Below are 16722 nucleotides of genomic sequence, written 5' to 3' on the forward strand. Positions count from 1 at the left end.
ACCTGCCGCTTCGCCCTTGGGGTCGCTTAGGCTCGTCAGCGGCGCCTTTGATCACCGGTGTGCGCGTGGTCGAACGGCGCGGAGTCGACCAGGGACGGGAGGCGGCGGGATGTCCGTACCGCAGGGACGCAGGAGCAGCAATGTCACCCGGCTGCTGCGGCACGGTTTCACCGACGCCTCGGCCGCCCAGCGGCTGCTGGACGCGCCCGAGCTGGCCGCGGTGCGCAGCGATTCGGTGCTGCTCGAGGCGCTCGGCGCCACCGCCGACCCGGATCTGGCGCTGCTCGGGCTCGTACGGCTGGCCGAGGCGCTGCCGGAGGACGAGGGGGAGGCGGGGGAGCCGAACGGCGGGCAGCGGGCCGGTTCGCGGCAGGCGCTGCTGGACACGCTCGTCACCGCCAAACCGCTGCGCGACCGGCTGCTCGGGGTGCTCGGCGCCTCCGAGGCCCTCGGTGACCACCTCGCCCGCCATCCGGGGGACTGGCACGCCCTGGTGACCTATGAGTCGGCCGATCTGCATCCGGCCACCCCCGAGTTCGAGCGGGCCCTGGCCGAGGGCGTCTGGGGCGCGCCCGGGGCCGGGCTGCCCCGGGCCGACGCGCTGCGCGTCGCCTATCGCCGGGCGCTGCTGGCCATCGCGGCCCGCGATGTGTGCGGCACCATCGACGTCACCCAGACGGCCGCCGAACTCGCCGACCTGGCGACCGCCACGGTGCGGGCCGCGCTGGAGATCGCCGCCGAGGAGCAGCCGCAGGACGCCGCCGCCTGCAAGCTGGCCGTCATCGGCATGGGCAAATGCGGTGGCCGCGAGCTCAATTACGTCTCCGATGTGGACGTGATCTTCGTGGCGGAGGCGGTCGATGGGGTCCAGGAGGACGAGGCGGTGCGGGCCGCCACCCGGCTCGCCTCCCGGCTGATGCGCGTCTGCTCCGATGTCACCGTCGAGGGCACCATCTGGCCCGTGGACGCCAACCTCCGCCCCGAGGGGCGCAACGGCCCGCTGGTGCGGACCCTCTCCAGCCATCTGGCGTACTACCAGCGCTGGGCCAAGACCTGGGAGTTCCAGGCGCTGCTGAAGGCCCGTCCGATGGCGGGCGACGCCGCGCTCGGCCAGGCGTATGTGGACGCCCTCGCGCCCATGGTCTGGCAGGCCGTCGAGCGCGAGAACTTCATCCCCGATGTGCAGCAGATGCGCCGCCGGGTGGTCGAGAACATCCCCGTCGCCGAGGTCGACCGCGAGCTCAAGCTGGGCCCCGGGGGGCTGCGCGACGTCGAGTTCGCCGTCCAGTTGCTCCAGTTGGTGCACGGACGGTCCGATGAGTCGCTGCGCAGCGGTACGACGCTGGACGCGCTCGCGGCGCTGGCCGCGGGCGGCTATGTGGGGCGCACCGACGCCGCCGCGCTGGATGCCGCGTACCGCTTTCTGCGCACCATGGAGCACCGCCTCCAGCTCTACCGGCTGCGCCGCACCCATCTGATGCCCGAGGGCGAGGCCGATCAGCGCCGCCTCGGCCGGTCGCTGGGATTCCGCACCGAGCCGGTGACCGAACTGGGCACCGCCTGGCGGCGGCACGCCCGCGAAGTGCGGCGGCTGCACGAGAAGCTCTTCTACCGGCCGCTGCTGGACGCCGTCGCCCAGCTCCAGCCCGGCGAGATCCGGCTCAGCCCCAAGGCGGCCGGTCAGCGCCTCACCGCCCTGGGGTACGCGGACCCGGCCGGTGCGCTACGCCATCTGGAGGCCCTGGCGTCCGGTGTGACCCGGAAAGCCGCGATTCAGCGTACGTTGCTGCCTGTGCTGCTGGGCTGGTTCGCCGATTCCGCCGACCCGGATGCCGGGCTGCTGGGCTTCCGCAAGGTCTCCGACGCGCTCGGCAAGACGCCCTGGTATCTGCGGCTGCTGCGCGACGAGGGCGCCGCCGCCGAGAACCTGGCCCGGGTGCTCTCCGCCGGGCGGCTCGCCCCCGATCTGCTGCTGCGCGCCCCCGAGGCGGTCGCCCTGCTCGGCGACCCCGAGGGGCTGCGCCCGCGCGGCCGGGCCCATCTGGAGCAGGAGGTGCTGGCCGCCGTCGGCCGCGCCGACGGCGCCGAACAGGCGGTCGCGGTGGCCCGCGGGGTGCGGCGGCGCGAGATGTTCCGTACGGCGGCCGCGGACGTCATCGAAAGCGCCCGGCTGGCCAACGGCGAGGTGCGCCCCACCGTGAGCTGGCCGCTGTCGGACGAGCGGACGCCGGGCCGGGCCACGGGAGCGGCGGTCACGGCGCCCGCCCCCGCGCCGGGCAGGACCCCCGAAGTCCCCAGCGCCCTGCGGGAATCCGAACCCCATGTGCCGGCCCGGCCCGCCGCCCCCGCCGCCGAACCGCCCGTGGACGCCGCCGCGCTGATCGACATGGTCGGCGACGCCCTCTCCGACCTGAACGCCGCGACCCTCGCCGGCGCCCTGCGCGCCGCCGTCCGCGACACCTGGGGCGATGAGCTGCCGACCCGCTTCGCCGTCATCGGCCTCGGCCGCTTCGGCGGCCATGAGCTCAGCTACGGCTCCGACGCGGATGTGCTCTTCGTCCATGAGCCGCGCGAGGGGGCCGACGACCAGGAGGCCGCCCGCGCCGCCTTCGCCGTGGCCAACGAGATGCGCCGGCTGCTCCAGCTTCCCACCGCCGACCCGCCCCTGCTCATCGACGCCGATCTGCGCCCCGAGGGCAAGTCCGGGCCACTGGTGCGCACGCTGGGCTCGTACGCCGCCTACTACCGCCGCTGGTCGCTGGTATGGGAGAGCCAGGCGCTGCTGCGCGCCGAGCCGGTGGCGGGCGACCCCGGGCTCGGCAGGCGGTTCATCGAGCTGATCGATCCGCTGCGGTATCCGGCCGAGGGGCTGGGCGAGGACGCGATCCGCGAGATCCGGCGGCTCAAGGCCCGGATGGAGTCCGAGCGGCTGCCGCGCGGTGCCGACCCCACCACCCACGCCAAGCTGGGCCGCGGCGGTCTCAGCGATGTCGAATGGACCGTCCAACTGCTCCAGATGCGGCACGGCTGGGCCGAGCCCGGGCTGCGCACCACCCGCACCCGCGAGGCCCTGGCCGCCGCCCACGCCGCCGAGCTGATCTCCACCGAGGACGCCCAGACCCTGGATGAGGCATGGGTCCTCGCCAGCCGCGTCCGCAACGCCGTCATGCTGGTCCGCGGCCGTGCGGGCGACACCTTTCCGACGGACGTCCGCGAACTGGCCGCCGTGGGCCGCTACCTGGGCTACGGCCCCGGCCACGTCGGCGAGACGCTGGACGACTACCGCCGCACCACCCGCCGGGCGCGGGCGGTGGTGGAGCGGCTCTTCTACGACTACGAGAGCTGATGCGGGGACGGGGGCTGGGGCGGGGGCGGGTCCGGGCGGACCCGCCCCCGCCCCCGGCGCCCCGGCTCACCCCTTCGCGGGCACCGTGATGTGCAGGGGCCCGCAGCCGATGCGATCCGCCTCCGCCGCGACGAAGCGGGGGAGGAGCGTACGGATGTCGGCGGGGCGCCGGGCGCTGTCCGCCCGGATCAGGAAGGTGACCGGACCGGTCTGGCACTCGGCCTGGAACATCCCCATGTCGTCGCGGACGAAGCCGTATCCGTCCTGGTCACCGGCCTTGACCGGGTCCTTGGCGCCGTCCCTGGACAGCCGCTCGTAGAGCATCGCGAGCCGGGGATCCTCGACCGTCATCAGCCGCAGTTCGGGATGGTGGAAGAGCACCCGGCGGTCGCAGGTGCGCACCGGCCCCGCGCCCCGGGTCACCAGGGTGCGGCCCAGCGAACCGCTCCCGTACCCGCGGGGGAGCGGCAGCCCCTTGACGCCGCACATGGCGTCCTTCTGCTCGTCCAGGAACCGTGGTGGCTCCGGCATCCGGCCGGTCGGATCGGCGATGGTGCCCGTGCACCCCTTCTCGGCCATGTAGTGGTTGACCAGCCTGACCACGGCACGGGCGAGTCGATCGGGGGCCTCCGTGCCGACCTCGTCGTCGTAGATCGTCCAGCCGGTCGCCATGTCGATCACGGTCGGACCGCCGTTGACGTCCGCGTCACGCGGTCGGCCGATGCAGCCGTCGGGCACCGCGAGCCAGGCCCGGGTGTCCGAGGCCATGCCCAGCAGCCCGCCGCCCAGCGGGGTGAGCCGCGCGGACAGGAACTCATCGGCCCACTGATCGCCCGCGCCGCCGAACCGGGTGTCCAACTGATGCGCCTGGACGGTGATCCGCGAGCCGTCCGCAGTCAGCAGGCATTGGCCGGACGAGCCCTCGGCGCCGGTGCGATCGCTGGTGATGGGCACCTCGGAGCTTTTGACGTCCGCCTTGCCACCGGTTCTGCCCTCGAACAGCGCCGCCGCGTCGTCTTGGCCGAAGGCCCCCCAGCAGGCCCGGTCGTCCGCGAACGGCCCCGCCTCGGCCTGCCAGGCCACGCCCGCGCCACCGAGCAGCGCCCCGGCGACGACCCCGATGACGCCCATGGTCACGCCCAGCCGCGGCCGACTGCCGGTCAGGCGCTGCCAATGCCACCAGGGGCGGCGCCGCTCGTGCAGGGGCACGTGCTTGTCGCCCGCCGTGCGCTCGTCGCTGTTGTCGTTCTCGGAGTCGCTCATCGGTCGGATCCCCCTGGTGCGACGGGTGCGACGGGTGCGCAACCGACGCGTCGCGCGACGGCGTTGGCGAAGGCGGCGAAGTACGGTCTCGTCTCATGCAGCGACGGGGCGAGCATCAGCACGGTGAACGGGCGCCCCGCGCAGTCGGCCCGTACGACCTTGTAGGTGTCGGCGAAGACTCCCGTACCGCGCCAGCCGCGTGCGGGCGCCTTGCTGCCGGTGGCCCCGTCGAACAGCGCGGAGAGCCGCGGCTCGGCGACCATCAGGGCGTCGAAGTACCGCCCGTCACCGCGTACCTGCCGCACCGAACAGGACTGGAGATCGCGGGTGACCGGGCCGACCTGGTAGGCGAGATCCTCCGCCTCCTCGCCCAGCTCCAGCCCCCTGATCCGGCAGGCGCGGGTGAAGAACGTTTCGCGGCTCTCGGGCAGCGTGAGCACGGGCGAGTCGACTTCGAGTGGTTGGTCCGGGGCGCAACCCGCCTTCTCCATCGCGTGGTTGGCGACCGCGACGAGCAGCCGGGCCACCGATGGGGAGCCGCCGAGCCCGGCGTCGCCGGGCATGGTGGAGTCGCTGTAGACGCTCTCCGCCGTCGAGTCGAGCGTGACCGCGGTCGGCCGCCCGTCGTGGGTGTCGCACCCCTTGGGCAGCACCAGCAGCCCGCTCCGGCCGTCGCTGACGCCCGGCAGCGAGTCGGGAAGCGGCATCGCCCGGTCGCCGAGATATCCGCCGATCCACTCCATACGCCGCGCGGCACTCTCCGGCGCGGGGCCGTAGTCGACCGTGACCTCGGTCTTCTCGACGACCTTGTCGCCGTCGCTGCTGAAGCGCTCGGAGTGGAGCGACACGGTGCACCGCCCGCGCTGCCGCCGTGGCGTCGGCGCGGTCTCCTTGGACGTACGGCTCGCGTTGTCCTCGTCCAGCGCCTCGCGGCTCAGAAAGCCCGGCCCGCTGTCCTCTTTCCAGGCGCCCCAGCAGTAGCTGTCCTTCCCGTCGAACGGCCAGGTGTCCGTGGCCCAGGTGCCGGCCCCGGCCGCCACCAGCACCACGACGGCGCCCCCGACCAGAGCCGCCCGGCGGCGCGCGCCGCCCAACAACTTCTTCATTGATGCCCTTCCCCCGTGTGGCCGCCGATCCTACTCAGCGGCTCCGCACGCGGCGTGAAGGGGCCATGGCGATTCCGCAGACGTCAGCGGCCGTTCGACGCGGGCGGCCCGTCGAGCCGCACCGTGATGGTGACGCGCCCCTTCCCATCGACCCGGGCAACCCCGTGCCCGGCCCGCTCGCCCCCGTCCAGATCCAGCGCCATCGGCCCGCCCTCACCGGTGAAGTTCCGCCACCACAGCTTCCGTTCGGGCATGGCGACGCGGATCGTGACGACATCGGCGGCACGCTCATAGGCCACCGGCGTACTGAAGGTTTGCCCCGACCGCCGCCCCGTATACGTCACCACCGTCAGCCGCGCCCTCACCCACCGCCCCCACCGCGGCGAGGACCGCAGCCCGACCATCCAGGCATTGAACCGGCCGGTGACCCGCTTCGGAAGCGGCCCTTTATCCCCGCTCTCCCAGAGCGCTCACGATCTCGCGGAGCTCGAGACGACTTCGGTGGCTCACCACTCGTTCCGGTGGATGTACGTGCCGGGGGTGCTCCAGACCCCCGAGTACGCGCGAGCCCTCACGACCGGAGGTTGGGGGGGTAAAGCGGGGGGGACTGCGACCAATTGCCGGAAAGCATCTGACCGCCCGGGGCACCCGTTCGTTCCGGTGCTGAGGCCGGTGGTGGTGGGCCCCGGCGGCGGCTCCTGCGGCCCTGGGCCGGGACCCGGCCGGACTGACGGCCCCTCCGGGTACCCCTTCCGAAAACGCTTGAAGGCGGCTCGCGGGACGAGCGCACGCGCAACGGCTGGTATTACTGAGACATGCAGGAAGAGACGGCACGCTCCGCGATCGACACGTTCATCTCCGCGTTCAACGCCTCGGACGACAGCTATGTGACTGCCCTGCTCTCCCAGGCCCTGACCTCAGACGTGGTCTTCTGGGGGCCGTTGGGTCGCAGCGAAGGAATCGCGGCGGTCGAGCGGTTCGTGCTGGACATCCGGCGCCACCCGGCGGGGACCGGCACGATGGTGCGCTGCTCAGCGGTGGACATGCCTGGCGAGTGGGCCCGGTACCAGTGGGTCTTCACCACGCCGGGTGGAGGCCCCCGCCTGGCGGGAACGGACGTCGTCCATCTGCGGCGGAGCCTCATCGACCAGGTCATCGTCTTTGCGGGGGAGATCGAGCCGTCCGCCTCCTGAATCGTCCTTCTGTCGCTGTCCTTCTCGTGCACTTGTCCCTTTCGGCACTCCGGGGCTGCGGTTCGCGGTCGGTCAGGCTGCGGCATTGAGGGGGCGTCCGCCCCAGCGGATGCCCTTCTCGCTGCGGATGCGGGCGCGTTCCTTGCGTTGGGCGGCAAGTACGTCGGGGAGGAGAAGCCCCCGCTCGTGCCGTACCAGATAGGCGAGCACCGGTTCGACCCGTGGCTCCGGCCCGCCCGTTTCCGAGGCGGGGCGGACGAAGTAGCCGAGGTCGAGGCGGCGCACGGAGATGTCGTTGGCCATCCCGTCATGGTCGCGCGGTGCGCGGCCTGCTCGCTCGGCGGTCTGCCGAGGGCAGAGCGGCTGGGTCATTTCTTGCGTATCCCTCGCGCACCAGATGTGCAAGGGGCATTTTCGAGGGGAATCGCACTGCCTGAGGCGGTCGAGTAAGTCAAGCCTTACTTTTGCGGTTCCGTCTCCCTATATTGGGGATCGGCCGCGTTCCATATCCGGCGCGCTCAAGCAGGTTTGCATTCCTGCTTACACAGTCCTTTTCGTGTATTCGCTCGACGAGATCAACTGGAGAACGCTCGATATGAATCGGGAAATCGACAAGAAGGCGATCCGATGTCTGCATCTACTGGAAAGCTTCGACTTCAGCGCTGTACGGACGATGTGCACCCAGGGCGCCACCGTATGGCACAACGACGGCACGGGAGAGCAGGCGCTGGACGAGAAGCTCAAGCGGCTGGAAAGCCTTGTGCCCAAGGTCACTTCAATGCGCTATGACATCACCCGCCAGTTCTGGAACGGCGATGAGGTTCTCCAGCAGCAGGTGCTCCACCTGCTCACCCCCGATGGGGGCCGCAGCGAGATTCACGCGGCGATGTATTTCCGTTTTCGCGGGGACCTTATCGACCGCATCGAGGAATACGCGTACGAGGCGGGTGGAGCATGAGGGAAGGGAAAGTTTCCGTACCCGGAGGCGAGGTCTGGTACCGCAGGACGGGGGGTGGGGGCGTGCCTCTGCTTCTTGTGCACGGCGGGCCCGGCTACCCGAGCGACCCGCTGTTCGAGGCATTCGAGCCGCTCGCGGACGAACGCGAGGTGATCTGGTACGACCAGCTCGGCGTCGGGCGTTCGGATCCGATCGACGACGTCTCGCTGCTTACCGTGGACCGTTTTCTCGATGAACTCGGTGCGGTCGGTGAAGGTCTTTGCCTGGAAAGCCCTCATGTCTACGGGCATTCCTGGGGGGCCATGCTCGGCCTTCAGTATGCCGCGGAGCGGAATCCGGACTGGACCAGTCTGATCTGCGCGAACGGACTGGCCAGTGTGAACCGTTTCGAGACGGAGGTCCGGGATCTCATGAGGGCGCTCCCGGGCAATGTACTGGACCGCACCTACGGCCGTGAACTGAGGGGCGAGACAAACGACCCCGACTATTGGGCCGCCCAGGCGGAATATGTCCGCGCCTGCGTGCTGCGCACCGGCACGATGCGACTCGATCCGGAACTCATGAGCATGCCGACCTTCCGGACCATGATCGGGCACGCGGACTATCACATCACCGGCACGCTCAAGGACTGGGACATATTCGGCGAACTCGACCGGATTCGCGTCCCCACCCTCGTGCTGGGCGGGGAATTCGACGAATGCGTTCCCGCACACCTCGCCGACATCGCCGACCGCATACCGGACGCCGAACATGTGACCCAGCCCGGGGCGGCTCATATGGGATATCTGGAGGAACCACCTCTGCGCCGTGGCTATGTCGGATTGATCCGGGACTACATGGCACGCGTCGAAGCACGGACGCACCAGAGTCCGCCGGAAACCGCCTGACGACGGTTCAGCGCCTAACGATGGTTCAGCAGGGCCGTGGCGATGGTGACCTGGGCCGGTTCCAGGGTGGTCTTGCCGTCCTCGATGTCCCAGAGGGCGTTCTGGAGGACGCGGCCGAGGGTCCAGCCGGTGGCCCGCCGCCGGTCCAGGCCGAGGGCCTCGGTCAGCAGATCGAAGCGCCGCAGCACCGCGCGGGTGGGGTCGCCGGTGGCCAGGATCTCGTCCCAGCGGTTGTCCAGCGCCGGCAGGAGCTCGAAGCCGGGGTCGCCGGTGAGCGGTTCGGGGTCGATGGCCAGCCAGGGCTCGCGTTCACCGGCGAGGATGTTGTCGTAGTGGAGGTCCCAGTGCAGTAGCCGGTCGCCCGGTTCGTCGAGGAGTTCGGCCACGGCGGAGGCGCAGACGCGGACCAGCCGCTGTTCGGCCGGGTCGCGCAGGGCCGGTACGGCGTCGGGCGTCTGCTCGAGCATGGCGGTGGCGACGTCGGACAGCCGGCGCAGGCCGCCGGGGGCGGCTACCGAGGTGAGCCGGGCCAGGAGGTCGGCCAGGACGCGCATCGCGGCGGTGTCGTCGGGCAGTGCGGAGAGCGGACGGGTCGCGTCCAGCCGTTCCAGCAGCATGGTGCCGGTGTCCGGGTCGTGGTCGAGCAGGAGCACCACGCCGTTGCCGTTCCAGGTCCGCAGGCCCAGCGGAACGCCTTCGGTCTCCTCCCTGACCTGCTGGAGCCTCAGGGCAGCCGGGGTTCCGTCCGCGTCGGTCACCGGGAGGACGAGCGAGGCCATGCCATGGGCGGCGGGACCGGCCGGGCGCAGGTCCCAGCGGTCGAGGAAGTCCGCGGCCAGGCGGGGGAGCGCGGCGAGCCAGGCGCGGCCGGTGGCGTCGTGCTCGCCGAACGACGCGGCGAAGGCATCGGGGATGTCGATGCGGCGGATCGGTGGGGTCATCGGAGAGGTCTTCCTCGTCAGGGCGAGCGCAGGTAGTTGTAGACGGTGGCCCGTGAGACGCCGAGCAGTTCGGTGACCACCTGGACGGAGTGCTTCACCTGGAGGAAGCCGCTGGTCTTGAGGGTGCGGACGAGTTCCTTCTTGGCGGGGGTGCCCAGGCTGCGCGGGGTCTGGCCGCGGGCGGCGGCGAATTCCTCGATGACGGTGCGCAGCTCCGCGGCGGTGCGGGCGCGGAGCGTCTCGGTGAGCGGCTGCTGCTGCTCATCGGTGCGGACCAGGTTGTTGAGGCTGCGGGCGACGCTTCCGAAGAGGGAGACGTCCAGGTTGAGGCAGATGGCGGCGACGTACTGGCCCGCGCCGTTCTTGATGCCGATCGAGGTGCTCTTCGCCGGGCGGCCGTCCGGGAAGCGGTTGGCGTAGTTCTGGACGATGTCGGGGAAGCCGGGGTCCTGGATCCGGGCCAGCCCCAGCTCGGTGGTGGGCTGGCCCACCTCGCGGCCGGAGAGATTGCTCTCGATGGCGCGGATGGACTGGTCGGGGTTGCGCAGATCGTGCAGGACCACCTCGCACAGCCCGGGGAACATCCGGCCGATGGCGACCACGATCTTCTCGGCCTCGCGGAGCAGCAGCTCGTCCTCGGACGTTCCCGTCGTCTCCTGACGCTGCTTCTCGGCCATCCGATCGGTCATCCGAACAGCTCCGTCATCGTCGGGGTCGCCTTCAGACCCGACCCGGTCAGCAGCACCACCGTGGTCTCCCCGGGGCGGATCGCGCCCCGGGCCCGGAAGACCTCGATCGCCGCGGCGGCCGTCGCGCTGGTCGGCTCCGCGTACAGCCCCGTCGCGGCCAGCCGGCGGACCGCCGTGGCGATCGCGTCCTCCGGGATGGCCGCCATATCGCCGTCCGAGCGGCGGATGGCGCGCAGCACCTCGGGGAAGCGGACGGGCTCCCGGATGGCCGTGCCCTCGGCGATGGTCGGGGCGTGGTCGAACGGCACCGGGGCCTCCGTGCCCGCGCGGAACGCGGCGTGGAGCGGTGCGCAGTTAGCGGGCTGGGCCACGAGCAGCCGGGGGCGGCGGGTGATCTGGCCCGCGGCGAGCAGCTCGGAGAAGCCGAGGTCGCAGCCGAGCACGGTGCTGCCCGCGCCCGCCACGGTCACCACGGCGTCCGGTGCGGTGAAGCCCAGGTCCTCCCACAGCTCGTACGCCAGGGTCTTGGTGCCCTGGAGGAAGAAGGGGTGCCAGTTGTGGCTGGCGTAGTACGTATGGGCCGACTGGCGCAGCGCCTCCGCCGCCGTGGCGTCCCGGTCGCCGGGCACCAGCTCGACCTCGGCGCCGTACGCCCGGCTCTGGAGGATCTTCGCGGGGGAGGTGGTGGCGGGGGCGAGGATCCTGGCCCGGATGCCGGCCGCGGCGCAGTACGCCGAGACGGAGGCCCCGCCATTGCCGGAGCTGTCCTCGATGACCTCCCGTACGCCCCGCTGGGCGAGGAGCGAGATCATCACGCTGGTGCCGCGGTCCTTGAAGCTGCCGGTGGGGCTGAACCACTCCAGCTTGAAGAGAATCCGATCCGCCCCCCAGTCCTTCCCGACCAGCGGGGTGCACCCTTCACCCAGTGACACCGGGGCGTCGATGCGCACCGGGAGGGCCGCTCGGTAGCGCCAGAGTGACCGGGCCCCGGTGTCCACCTGCTCGCGGGTGATGCCGGGCAGCGCGGAGACGGTGAGGGGAGCCCCGTCCGCACCGCACCAGCGGGGATCGTCGATGGAGTAGGTGGCTCCGGAGCGCTCGTCGACGTAGTGGGGCTCGACTCGTTCGACTCGTTCAGCTCGTGGTTCAGCTCGCACCTTGGATATTTTGTTTAATTCTGCATGCCCAGTCAAGGGCGGGATGGGTGGCTCCAGCGGGTCGCGAGTGCGCTGCGAGAGCCGCTCAAGGGTGGGCGAATAGCCGTTCAAGCACCACCGCGACCCCGTCCTCTTCATGGGACGGCGCCACCTCATCGGCTATCGCCATCAGCTCCGGATGCGCGTTGCCCATCGCGACCCCGTATCCGGCCCAGCCCAGCAGCGGGATGTCATTGGGCATGTCGCCGAAGGCGATCGTCTCCGCGGGGGTGAACCCCATCCGGTCGGCGGCCAGTTGCAGCCCCACCGCCTTGTCCGTCCCGGCCGGGAGCACCTCGATCATGCCCTTCTCGGAGTGGGTCACCGCCACCTCGCCCGCGCCCACCCGCTCCGCGGCCTCGGCGACCAGCCCGTCCGCCACCGTCCGGTGGCGCATCAGCACCTTCTCGATCGGCGCCGCCCACAGCTCCTCCCGCTCGGCCAGCCCCCACTCCGGGCGCCTCCGGTCGGTGAAGTGAGCGGTGACGACGAAGCGGTTCTCGGGCGCCGCCGTCACCACGGCCAGCTCCAGCGGCCCCGCGCCCAGCGCCTCCTCCGTGCGCGCCACCACCGACCGGGCCAGCTCCCGGTCCAGCGACGCCGAGACCAGCAGCCGGTCCGCGGAGGCGTCGTACAACTGCGCGCCCTGTCCGCACACCGCGAGCCCCCGGTAGCCGATCGCGACCAGGAACTCCCGGCAGGACGCGGCCGGCCGCCCGGTGGCCACCAGATGCCGCGCCCCGGCGGCCCGGACGAGGGCGAGCGCCTCACGGGTGCGGGGCGAGACCGTCAGATCCTTGCGCAGCAGGGTGCCGTCGAGGTCGGTGGCCACCAGCGGGAAGCGGGGCCGCCCGGCGGTACGGGGCCGGGGGAGCAGCACGCCCGGCGCGACGGCGGCCCCGGTGCGGATGGAGGGGGGTACGGAAGCGTCAGCGGTATCGGCGGTGTGCACGGTGGCCGGTGGTCCCTTTCGTCACGCTCATCGTGCTCGTTCCGCGTCGATCAGCGCGACACATGGAGCCCCTGAACTCATGTCGACCCTTGACCTCATGTCGACCTTGCGGAACAGAGAATGGCGGCTCCGCCGGGGACGATCAAGCCGTGCAGATCACGGCCACCTGCTTCGGCAGCCGGTACGGCAGCGAGCCGTACCACGCGCACGACAGCACGAAACCGAAGGAGAGACAGACGACCCCGCCGACCGCGTCCATCCAGAAGTGGTTGGCGGTGGCGACGATCACCAGCAGCGTGGCCGAGGGGTAGAGCAGCCCCAGCACCTTCACCCACACCGGACGGGCCAGCGTGGCGATGGTCAGACCGCACCACAGCGACCAGCCGATGTGCATCGAGGGCATCGCCGCGTACTGGTTCGACATATCGGCGAGGTTTCCCGAGGCCATCGAGCCCCAGGTGTTGTGCGCCACCACGGTGTCGATGAAATGGCCGCCGCTCATCAGCCGGGGTGGGGCCAGCGGAAAGAAGTAGTAGCCGAGCAGGGCCACGCCCGTGGTCGCGAAGAGCGCCAGCCGGGTGGCGGCGTAGCGGCCCGGATGCCAGTGGTAGAGCCACACCAGCACGCCGAGGGTCACGATGAAGTGGAGCGTCGCGTAGTAGTAGTTCATGCCCACGATCAGCCAGCTCACCGAGTCGATCGCATGGTTGACGCCCCGCTCGAAGGCCAGGCCGAGCCGGTGCTCCCACTCCCAGATCCAGCCCGCGTTGCGCAGCGCCTCCGGCCGCTGCTCCGGGACGGCGTTGCGAATCAGCGAATACGTCCAGTAACTGACGGCGATGAGGACGATCTCGAACCAGAGCCGGGGCCTTCTGGGCGTACGCAACCGGTCCATCAGGGTGTGGTGCGGCGCCCGTGCCGCATCGGTGTCCGCGAGAGGTGCCGGGGTGGCCATTCGGCCCGCCGTCGTCCTGATAGTCGCTCCACCCATAGGGCAACAGTCTGCCAGACGTCGTCCACCCGCAGATCATCCGCGGCATCGGGTCTTGATTGCTTATGTCCCGGTCCGGGTGTCCCCTATGGGGCGTATGTGCATCTACGTCCCCCGGCCACTAGACCGCGCCCCCGGCCGCCCGGGCCCGCGCCTCCACCCCATGGGCCGACGCGGTGGAGCCGCGCACCACCAGTTCGGGGAGGAAGACGAACTCGCTGGGCGGGGCCGGAGTGCCGCCGATCTCCTCCAGCAGCGCCCGCACCGCCGCCTGCCCCATCGACTGCACCGGCTTACGGATCGTGGTCAGCGGCGGATCGGTGAAGGCGATCAGCGGGGAGTCGTCGAAGCCGACCACCGAGACGTTCTGCGGGACCCCCAGGCCCCGCTGCCGGGCCGCCCGGATGGCGCCCAGCGCCATCATGTCGCTCGCGCACACCACCGCCGTACAGCCCCTGTCGATCAGCGCGCTCGCCGCCGCCTGGCCGCCCTCCAGGGTGTACAGCGAATGCTGGATCAGTTGCTCGGACTCCTCCGGGGAGAGCCCCAGCCGGTCCCGCATCGCCTGCTGGAAGCCTTCGATCTTGCGCAGTACGGGAACGAATCGCTTCGGCCCGAGCGCGAGACCGATCCGGGTGTGCCCGAGCGAGACCAGATGGGTGACCGCCAGCCCCATCGCCGCCCGGTCGTCGGGGGAGATGAACGGCGCCCGCACCTTCGGCGAGAAGCCGTCCACCAGCACGAACGGCACACCTTGGCCGCGCAACTGGTCATAGCGCTGCATATCGGCCGAGGTGTCCGCGTGCAGCCCCGAGACGAAGATGATCCCGGCCACGCCCCGGTCCACCAGCATCTCGGTCAGCTCGTCCTCCGTCGAGCCGCCGGGAGTCTGGGTGGCCAGCACCGGGGTGTAGCCCTGCCGGGTGAGCGCCTGCCCGATGACCTGGGCCAGCGCGGGGAAGATCGGGTTCTCCAGCTCGGGGGTGATCAGTCCCACCAGCCCGGCGCTGCGCTGCCGCAGCCGCACGGGCCGTTCATAGCCGAGGACGTCCAGGGCGGCGAGGACGGACTCGCGGGTGGCCGTGGCCACCCCCGGCCTGCCGTTGAGGACGCGGCTGACGGTGGCTTCGCTGACCCCCGCCTGGGCTGCGATGTCAGCAAGCCGTGCGGTCATGGAGTGGGACTGTACCGGTCGCGTGTCAGATTGCCCACCACGCGCATGAATCAGGCGGAATGCGTACGGTTCCGGCCCCGTACGAAAGCGGCGCCGACGACAGCAGGGCACGCCCCGGGACCGGCAGTTCGACCTCCTCCGCGAGCGTGTTGAGCGTGCACACCAGGCCCGGCCGGGACAGTGCGAGCACCCCCGCCGGGGCCTCCAGCCAGCTCATCGGCCCGTCCCCCAGACCCGGCAGCTCACGGCGGAGCGCGAGCGCGCCGCGGTACAGCTCCAGCGTGGAGCCGGGGTCGCCGGTCTGCGCCTCCACCGACAGCCCGGACCAGCCGTCCGGCTGGGGCAGCCAGCTCCCACCGGGGCCGAAGCCGTAGCTCTCGCCGGAGCGGGTCCAGGGCAGCGGCACCCGGCAGCCGTCGCGAAAGCCGTCCTGACCGCTCTGGCCGTCCTGCCCGTCGGGGGAGGTGCGGAAGAAGGCCGGGTCCTGGCGCAGCTCGTCCGGCAGGTCGGTCACCTCGGGAAGGCCCAGCTCCTCGCCCTGGTAGAGATAGGACGAGCCGGGCAGCGCGAGGGTGAGCAGGGCCGCGGCACGGGCGCGGGCGAGCCCCTGCTCCGGGCCGCCGTCGGCTCCGTCGGCGTAACGGGTGGTGTGCCGGACCACGTCATGGTTGGAGAGCACCCAGGTGGTGGGGGCGCCGACGGAGCCGGTCGCGGCCAGCGACTCGTCGATCACCTCGCGCATCGCGGCCGCGTCCCACGGGCACTTGAGGAACTGGAAGTTGAACGCCTGATGCAGCTCGTCGGGGCGTACATAGAGGGCCAGCCGCTCGGCGGTGGGCGCCCATGCCTCGGCGACGCCGATCCGGTCACCGGGGTAGGAGTCCAGCAGCCGGCGCCAGGAGCGGTGGATCTCGTGCACCCCGTCCTGGTCGAAGAACGGCAGTACCTGGGAGCCGATCAGCTTGGCCTGTTCGGTACGGCCGATGTCGGGCAGCCCGGCGGCCTTGACCATGCCGTGCGCGACATCGATCCGGAAGCCGTCCACGCCCAGGTCCAGCCAGAAGCGCAGCACCGAGTCGAATTCGGCACGCACCTCGGGGGAGTCCCAGTTGAGGTCGGGCTGCTCGGGGGCGAAGAGATGCAGATACCACTCACCGGGGGTGCCGTCCGGATCGGTGGTACGGGTCCAGGCGGGGCCGCCGAAGACCGACTCCCAGTCGTTCGGCGGCAGTTCGCCGTGCGCGCCGCGGCCGGGGCGGAAGTGGTACCGGGTGCGGGCCGCGCCGCCGGGCCGGTCGGCGAGCGCCTCGCGGAACCATGGGTGCTGGTGGGAGCTGTGGTTCGGGACGATGTCCACGATCACCCGCAGCCCCAGCTCATGGGCGGTGCGCACCAGGTCGTCGGCGTCGCCGAGGGTGCCGAAGAGCGGGTCCACGGTGCGGTAGTCGGCCACGTCGTAGCCGCCGTCGGCCTGCGGGGAGGCGTAGAAGGGGGTCAGCCAGACGGCGTCCACACCCAGCCCGGCGAGGTGCGGCAGCCGCTCCCGCGCTCCGCGCAGATCGCCGATCCCGTCGCCGTCGCTGTCGGCGAAGGACCGTACGTACACCTGGTAGATGACGGCGTCGCGCCACCATCCGGGGCTCTCGGCCGGTCGCACCGGCTCGGTGGGAAGGGAGGTCGTGAGCTCCTGGGTCATGGCGGGAACGTAACAGCTCTGCAATGCCTTGCGGAAGAGCTTGCAGGGCGCGCTGATGCCCTTGAAGGGGGCTCCGGTCGTGCTGTGGGCGCATGTCAAGCGCCTGAAGGGGGGCGGAGCGGCTACCGCGGGGACACGCGGACGTAACGATGCCGAGCGCCTTGCAGAAATTTGCCGCAAGCTCTTTCGGCGGGCTTGCGGCCCTGTTACGTTCCTCCGCAACCCGGGGCCGCGACGGAGCGGCCGGCTTTGGAGGAGTTCAGCCTGTTCTTGCGAGGAACCCCAGGGCTTCAGCCCTGGGAGGAATCGCATCCTTGTGGTTGCGGCGCG

The 16722-nt window shown here is 71.3% G+C and carries 15 protein-coding genes and 1 pseudogene; 5 read left to right on the forward strand and 11 right to left on the reverse strand.

Annotated features, from left to right (window positions below; all coding sequences use genetic code 11):
* Nucleotides 1–109 precede the first annotated feature (109 nt).
* The gene (locus KN815_RS20730) at nucleotides 110–3346 is read left to right on the forward strand and encodes a bifunctional [glutamine synthetase] adenylyltransferase/[glutamine synthetase]-adenylyl-L-tyrosine phosphorylase (RefSeq protein WP_216343441.1); all 3237 of its coding nucleotides are present in this window, start codon (nucleotides 110–112) and stop codon (nucleotides 3344–3346) included.
* Nucleotides 3347–3412: 66 nt separating this feature from the next.
* Here KN815_RS20730 and KN815_RS20735 read toward each other — a convergent pair whose 3' ends face one another.
* The 3 genes from KN815_RS20735 to KN815_RS20745 all read right to left on the reverse strand — a co-directional run bounded on the left by KN815_RS20735 (nucleotide 3413) and on the right by KN815_RS20745 (nucleotide 6014).
* Nucleotides 3413–4609: a hypothetical protein gene (locus KN815_RS20735; protein ID WP_216343442.1), complete on the reverse strand. Its 1197-nt coding sequence runs from the start codon at nucleotides 4607–4609 to the stop codon at nucleotides 3413–3415.
* The gene (locus tag KN815_RS20740) at nucleotides 4606–5715 is read right to left on the reverse strand and encodes a hypothetical protein (protein WP_216343443.1); all 1110 of its coding nucleotides are present in this window, start codon (nucleotides 5713–5715) and stop codon (nucleotides 4606–4608) included. Before KN815_RS20740 ends, KN815_RS20735 begins: the two co-directional genes overlap by 4 nt.
* A gap of 83 nt (nucleotides 5716–5798) precedes the next feature.
* Nucleotides 5799–6014 carry a hypothetical protein gene (locus tag KN815_RS20745; RefSeq protein WP_253209127.1) on the reverse strand — a complete coding sequence of 72 codons (216 nt, stop codon included), beginning with the start codon at nucleotides 6012–6014 and terminating at the stop codon, nucleotides 5799–5801.
* Between the two features lie 124 nt (nucleotides 6015–6138).
* Here KN815_RS20745 and KN815_RS50575 point away from each other — a divergent pair, with 124 nt between their 5' ends.
* Both KN815_RS50575 and KN815_RS20750 read left to right on the forward strand, forming a co-directional pair.
* Nucleotides 6139–6606: a Scr1 family TA system antitoxin-like transcriptional regulator gene (locus tag KN815_RS50575; protein WP_301184607.1), complete on the forward strand. Its 468-nt coding sequence runs from the start codon at nucleotides 6139–6141 to the stop codon at nucleotides 6604–6606.
* Complete coding sequence (locus KN815_RS20750; RefSeq protein ID WP_216343445.1) at nucleotides 6531–6908, forward strand: nuclear transport factor 2 family protein; 378 nt, start codon at nucleotides 6531–6533, stop codon at nucleotides 6906–6908. Before KN815_RS50575 ends, KN815_RS20750 begins: the two co-directional genes overlap by 76 nt.
* A 162-nt stretch (nucleotides 6909–7070) precedes the next feature.
* On the opposite strand, the pseudogene KN815_RS20760 reads toward KN815_RS20750, so the two are convergent.
* Nucleotides 7071–7211 (reverse strand): annotated as a pseudogene (locus KN815_RS20760) (N-acyl homoserine lactonase family protein); the annotation flags it as partial.
* A 253-nt stretch (nucleotides 7212–7464) separates the two neighbouring features.
* On the opposite strand from KN815_RS20760, the gene KN815_RS20765 reads away from it, so the two are divergent.
* Nucleotides 7465–7866, forward strand: a complete 402-nt coding sequence (locus KN815_RS20765) for a nuclear transport factor 2-like protein (RefSeq protein WP_253209128.1) — start codon at nucleotides 7465–7467, stop codon at nucleotides 7864–7866.
* Nucleotides 7863–8753, forward strand: coding sequence for a proline iminopeptidase-family hydrolase (locus KN815_RS20770; RefSeq protein ID WP_216343446.1), 891 nt, complete (start codon nucleotides 7863–7865; stop codon nucleotides 8751–8753). Before KN815_RS20765 ends, KN815_RS20770 begins: the two co-directional genes overlap by 4 nt.
* Before the next feature lie 14 nt (nucleotides 8754–8767).
* Here the strand turns inward: KN815_RS20770 and KN815_RS20775 are convergent, their stop codons facing one another.
* The 7 genes from KN815_RS20775 to KN815_RS20805 form a co-directional block, all read right to left on the reverse strand.
* Complete coding sequence (locus tag KN815_RS20775) at nucleotides 8768–9694, reverse strand: aminoglycoside phosphotransferase family protein (protein ID WP_216343447.1); 927 nt, start codon at nucleotides 9692–9694, stop codon at nucleotides 8768–8770.
* A 17-nt stretch (nucleotides 9695–9711) separates the two neighbouring features.
* Nucleotides 9712–10383, reverse strand: coding sequence for a helix-turn-helix transcriptional regulator (locus tag KN815_RS20780; RefSeq protein WP_253209129.1), 672 nt, complete (start codon nucleotides 10381–10383; stop codon nucleotides 9712–9714).
* Entirely contained in the window at nucleotides 10380–11678 is a 1299-nt protein-coding gene (locus tag KN815_RS20785) for a threonine synthase (RefSeq protein ID WP_253209130.1), read from the reverse strand. The genes KN815_RS20780 and KN815_RS20785 overlap by 4 nt, the downstream gene beginning before the upstream one ends.
* Nucleotides 11626–12531 (reverse strand): HAD family hydrolase, encoded by a 906-nt coding sequence (locus KN815_RS20790; RefSeq protein ID WP_372458413.1) that lies wholly within the window; start codon nucleotides 12529–12531, stop codon nucleotides 11626–11628. The genes KN815_RS20785 and KN815_RS20790 overlap by 53 nt, the downstream gene beginning before the upstream one ends.
* 142 nt (nucleotides 12532–12673) lie before the next feature.
* A complete protein-coding gene (locus KN815_RS20795; protein ID WP_372458414.1) occupies nucleotides 12674–13486 on the reverse strand; it encodes a phosphatase PAP2 family protein in 813 nt (270 codons plus the stop codon).
* Nucleotides 13487–13643: 157 nt separating this feature from the next.
* Nucleotides 13644–14696 carry a LacI family DNA-binding transcriptional regulator gene (locus tag KN815_RS20800; protein WP_216343450.1) on the reverse strand — a complete coding sequence of 351 codons (1053 nt, stop codon included), beginning with the start codon at nucleotides 14694–14696 and terminating at the stop codon, nucleotides 13644–13646.
* A gap of 25 nt (nucleotides 14697–14721) precedes the next feature.
* Nucleotides 14722–16392: a glycoside hydrolase family 13 protein gene (locus KN815_RS20805; protein WP_216343451.1), complete on the reverse strand. Its 1671-nt coding sequence runs from the start codon at nucleotides 16390–16392 to the stop codon at nucleotides 14722–14724.
* Nucleotides 16393–16722: the final 330 nt, after the last annotated feature.

It is taken from the genome of Streptomyces niphimycinicus (assembly GCF_018883605.1).
GTDB classification, from domain to species: domain Bacteria; phylum Actinomycetota; class Actinomycetes; order Streptomycetales; family Streptomycetaceae; genus Streptomyces; species Streptomyces niphimycinicus.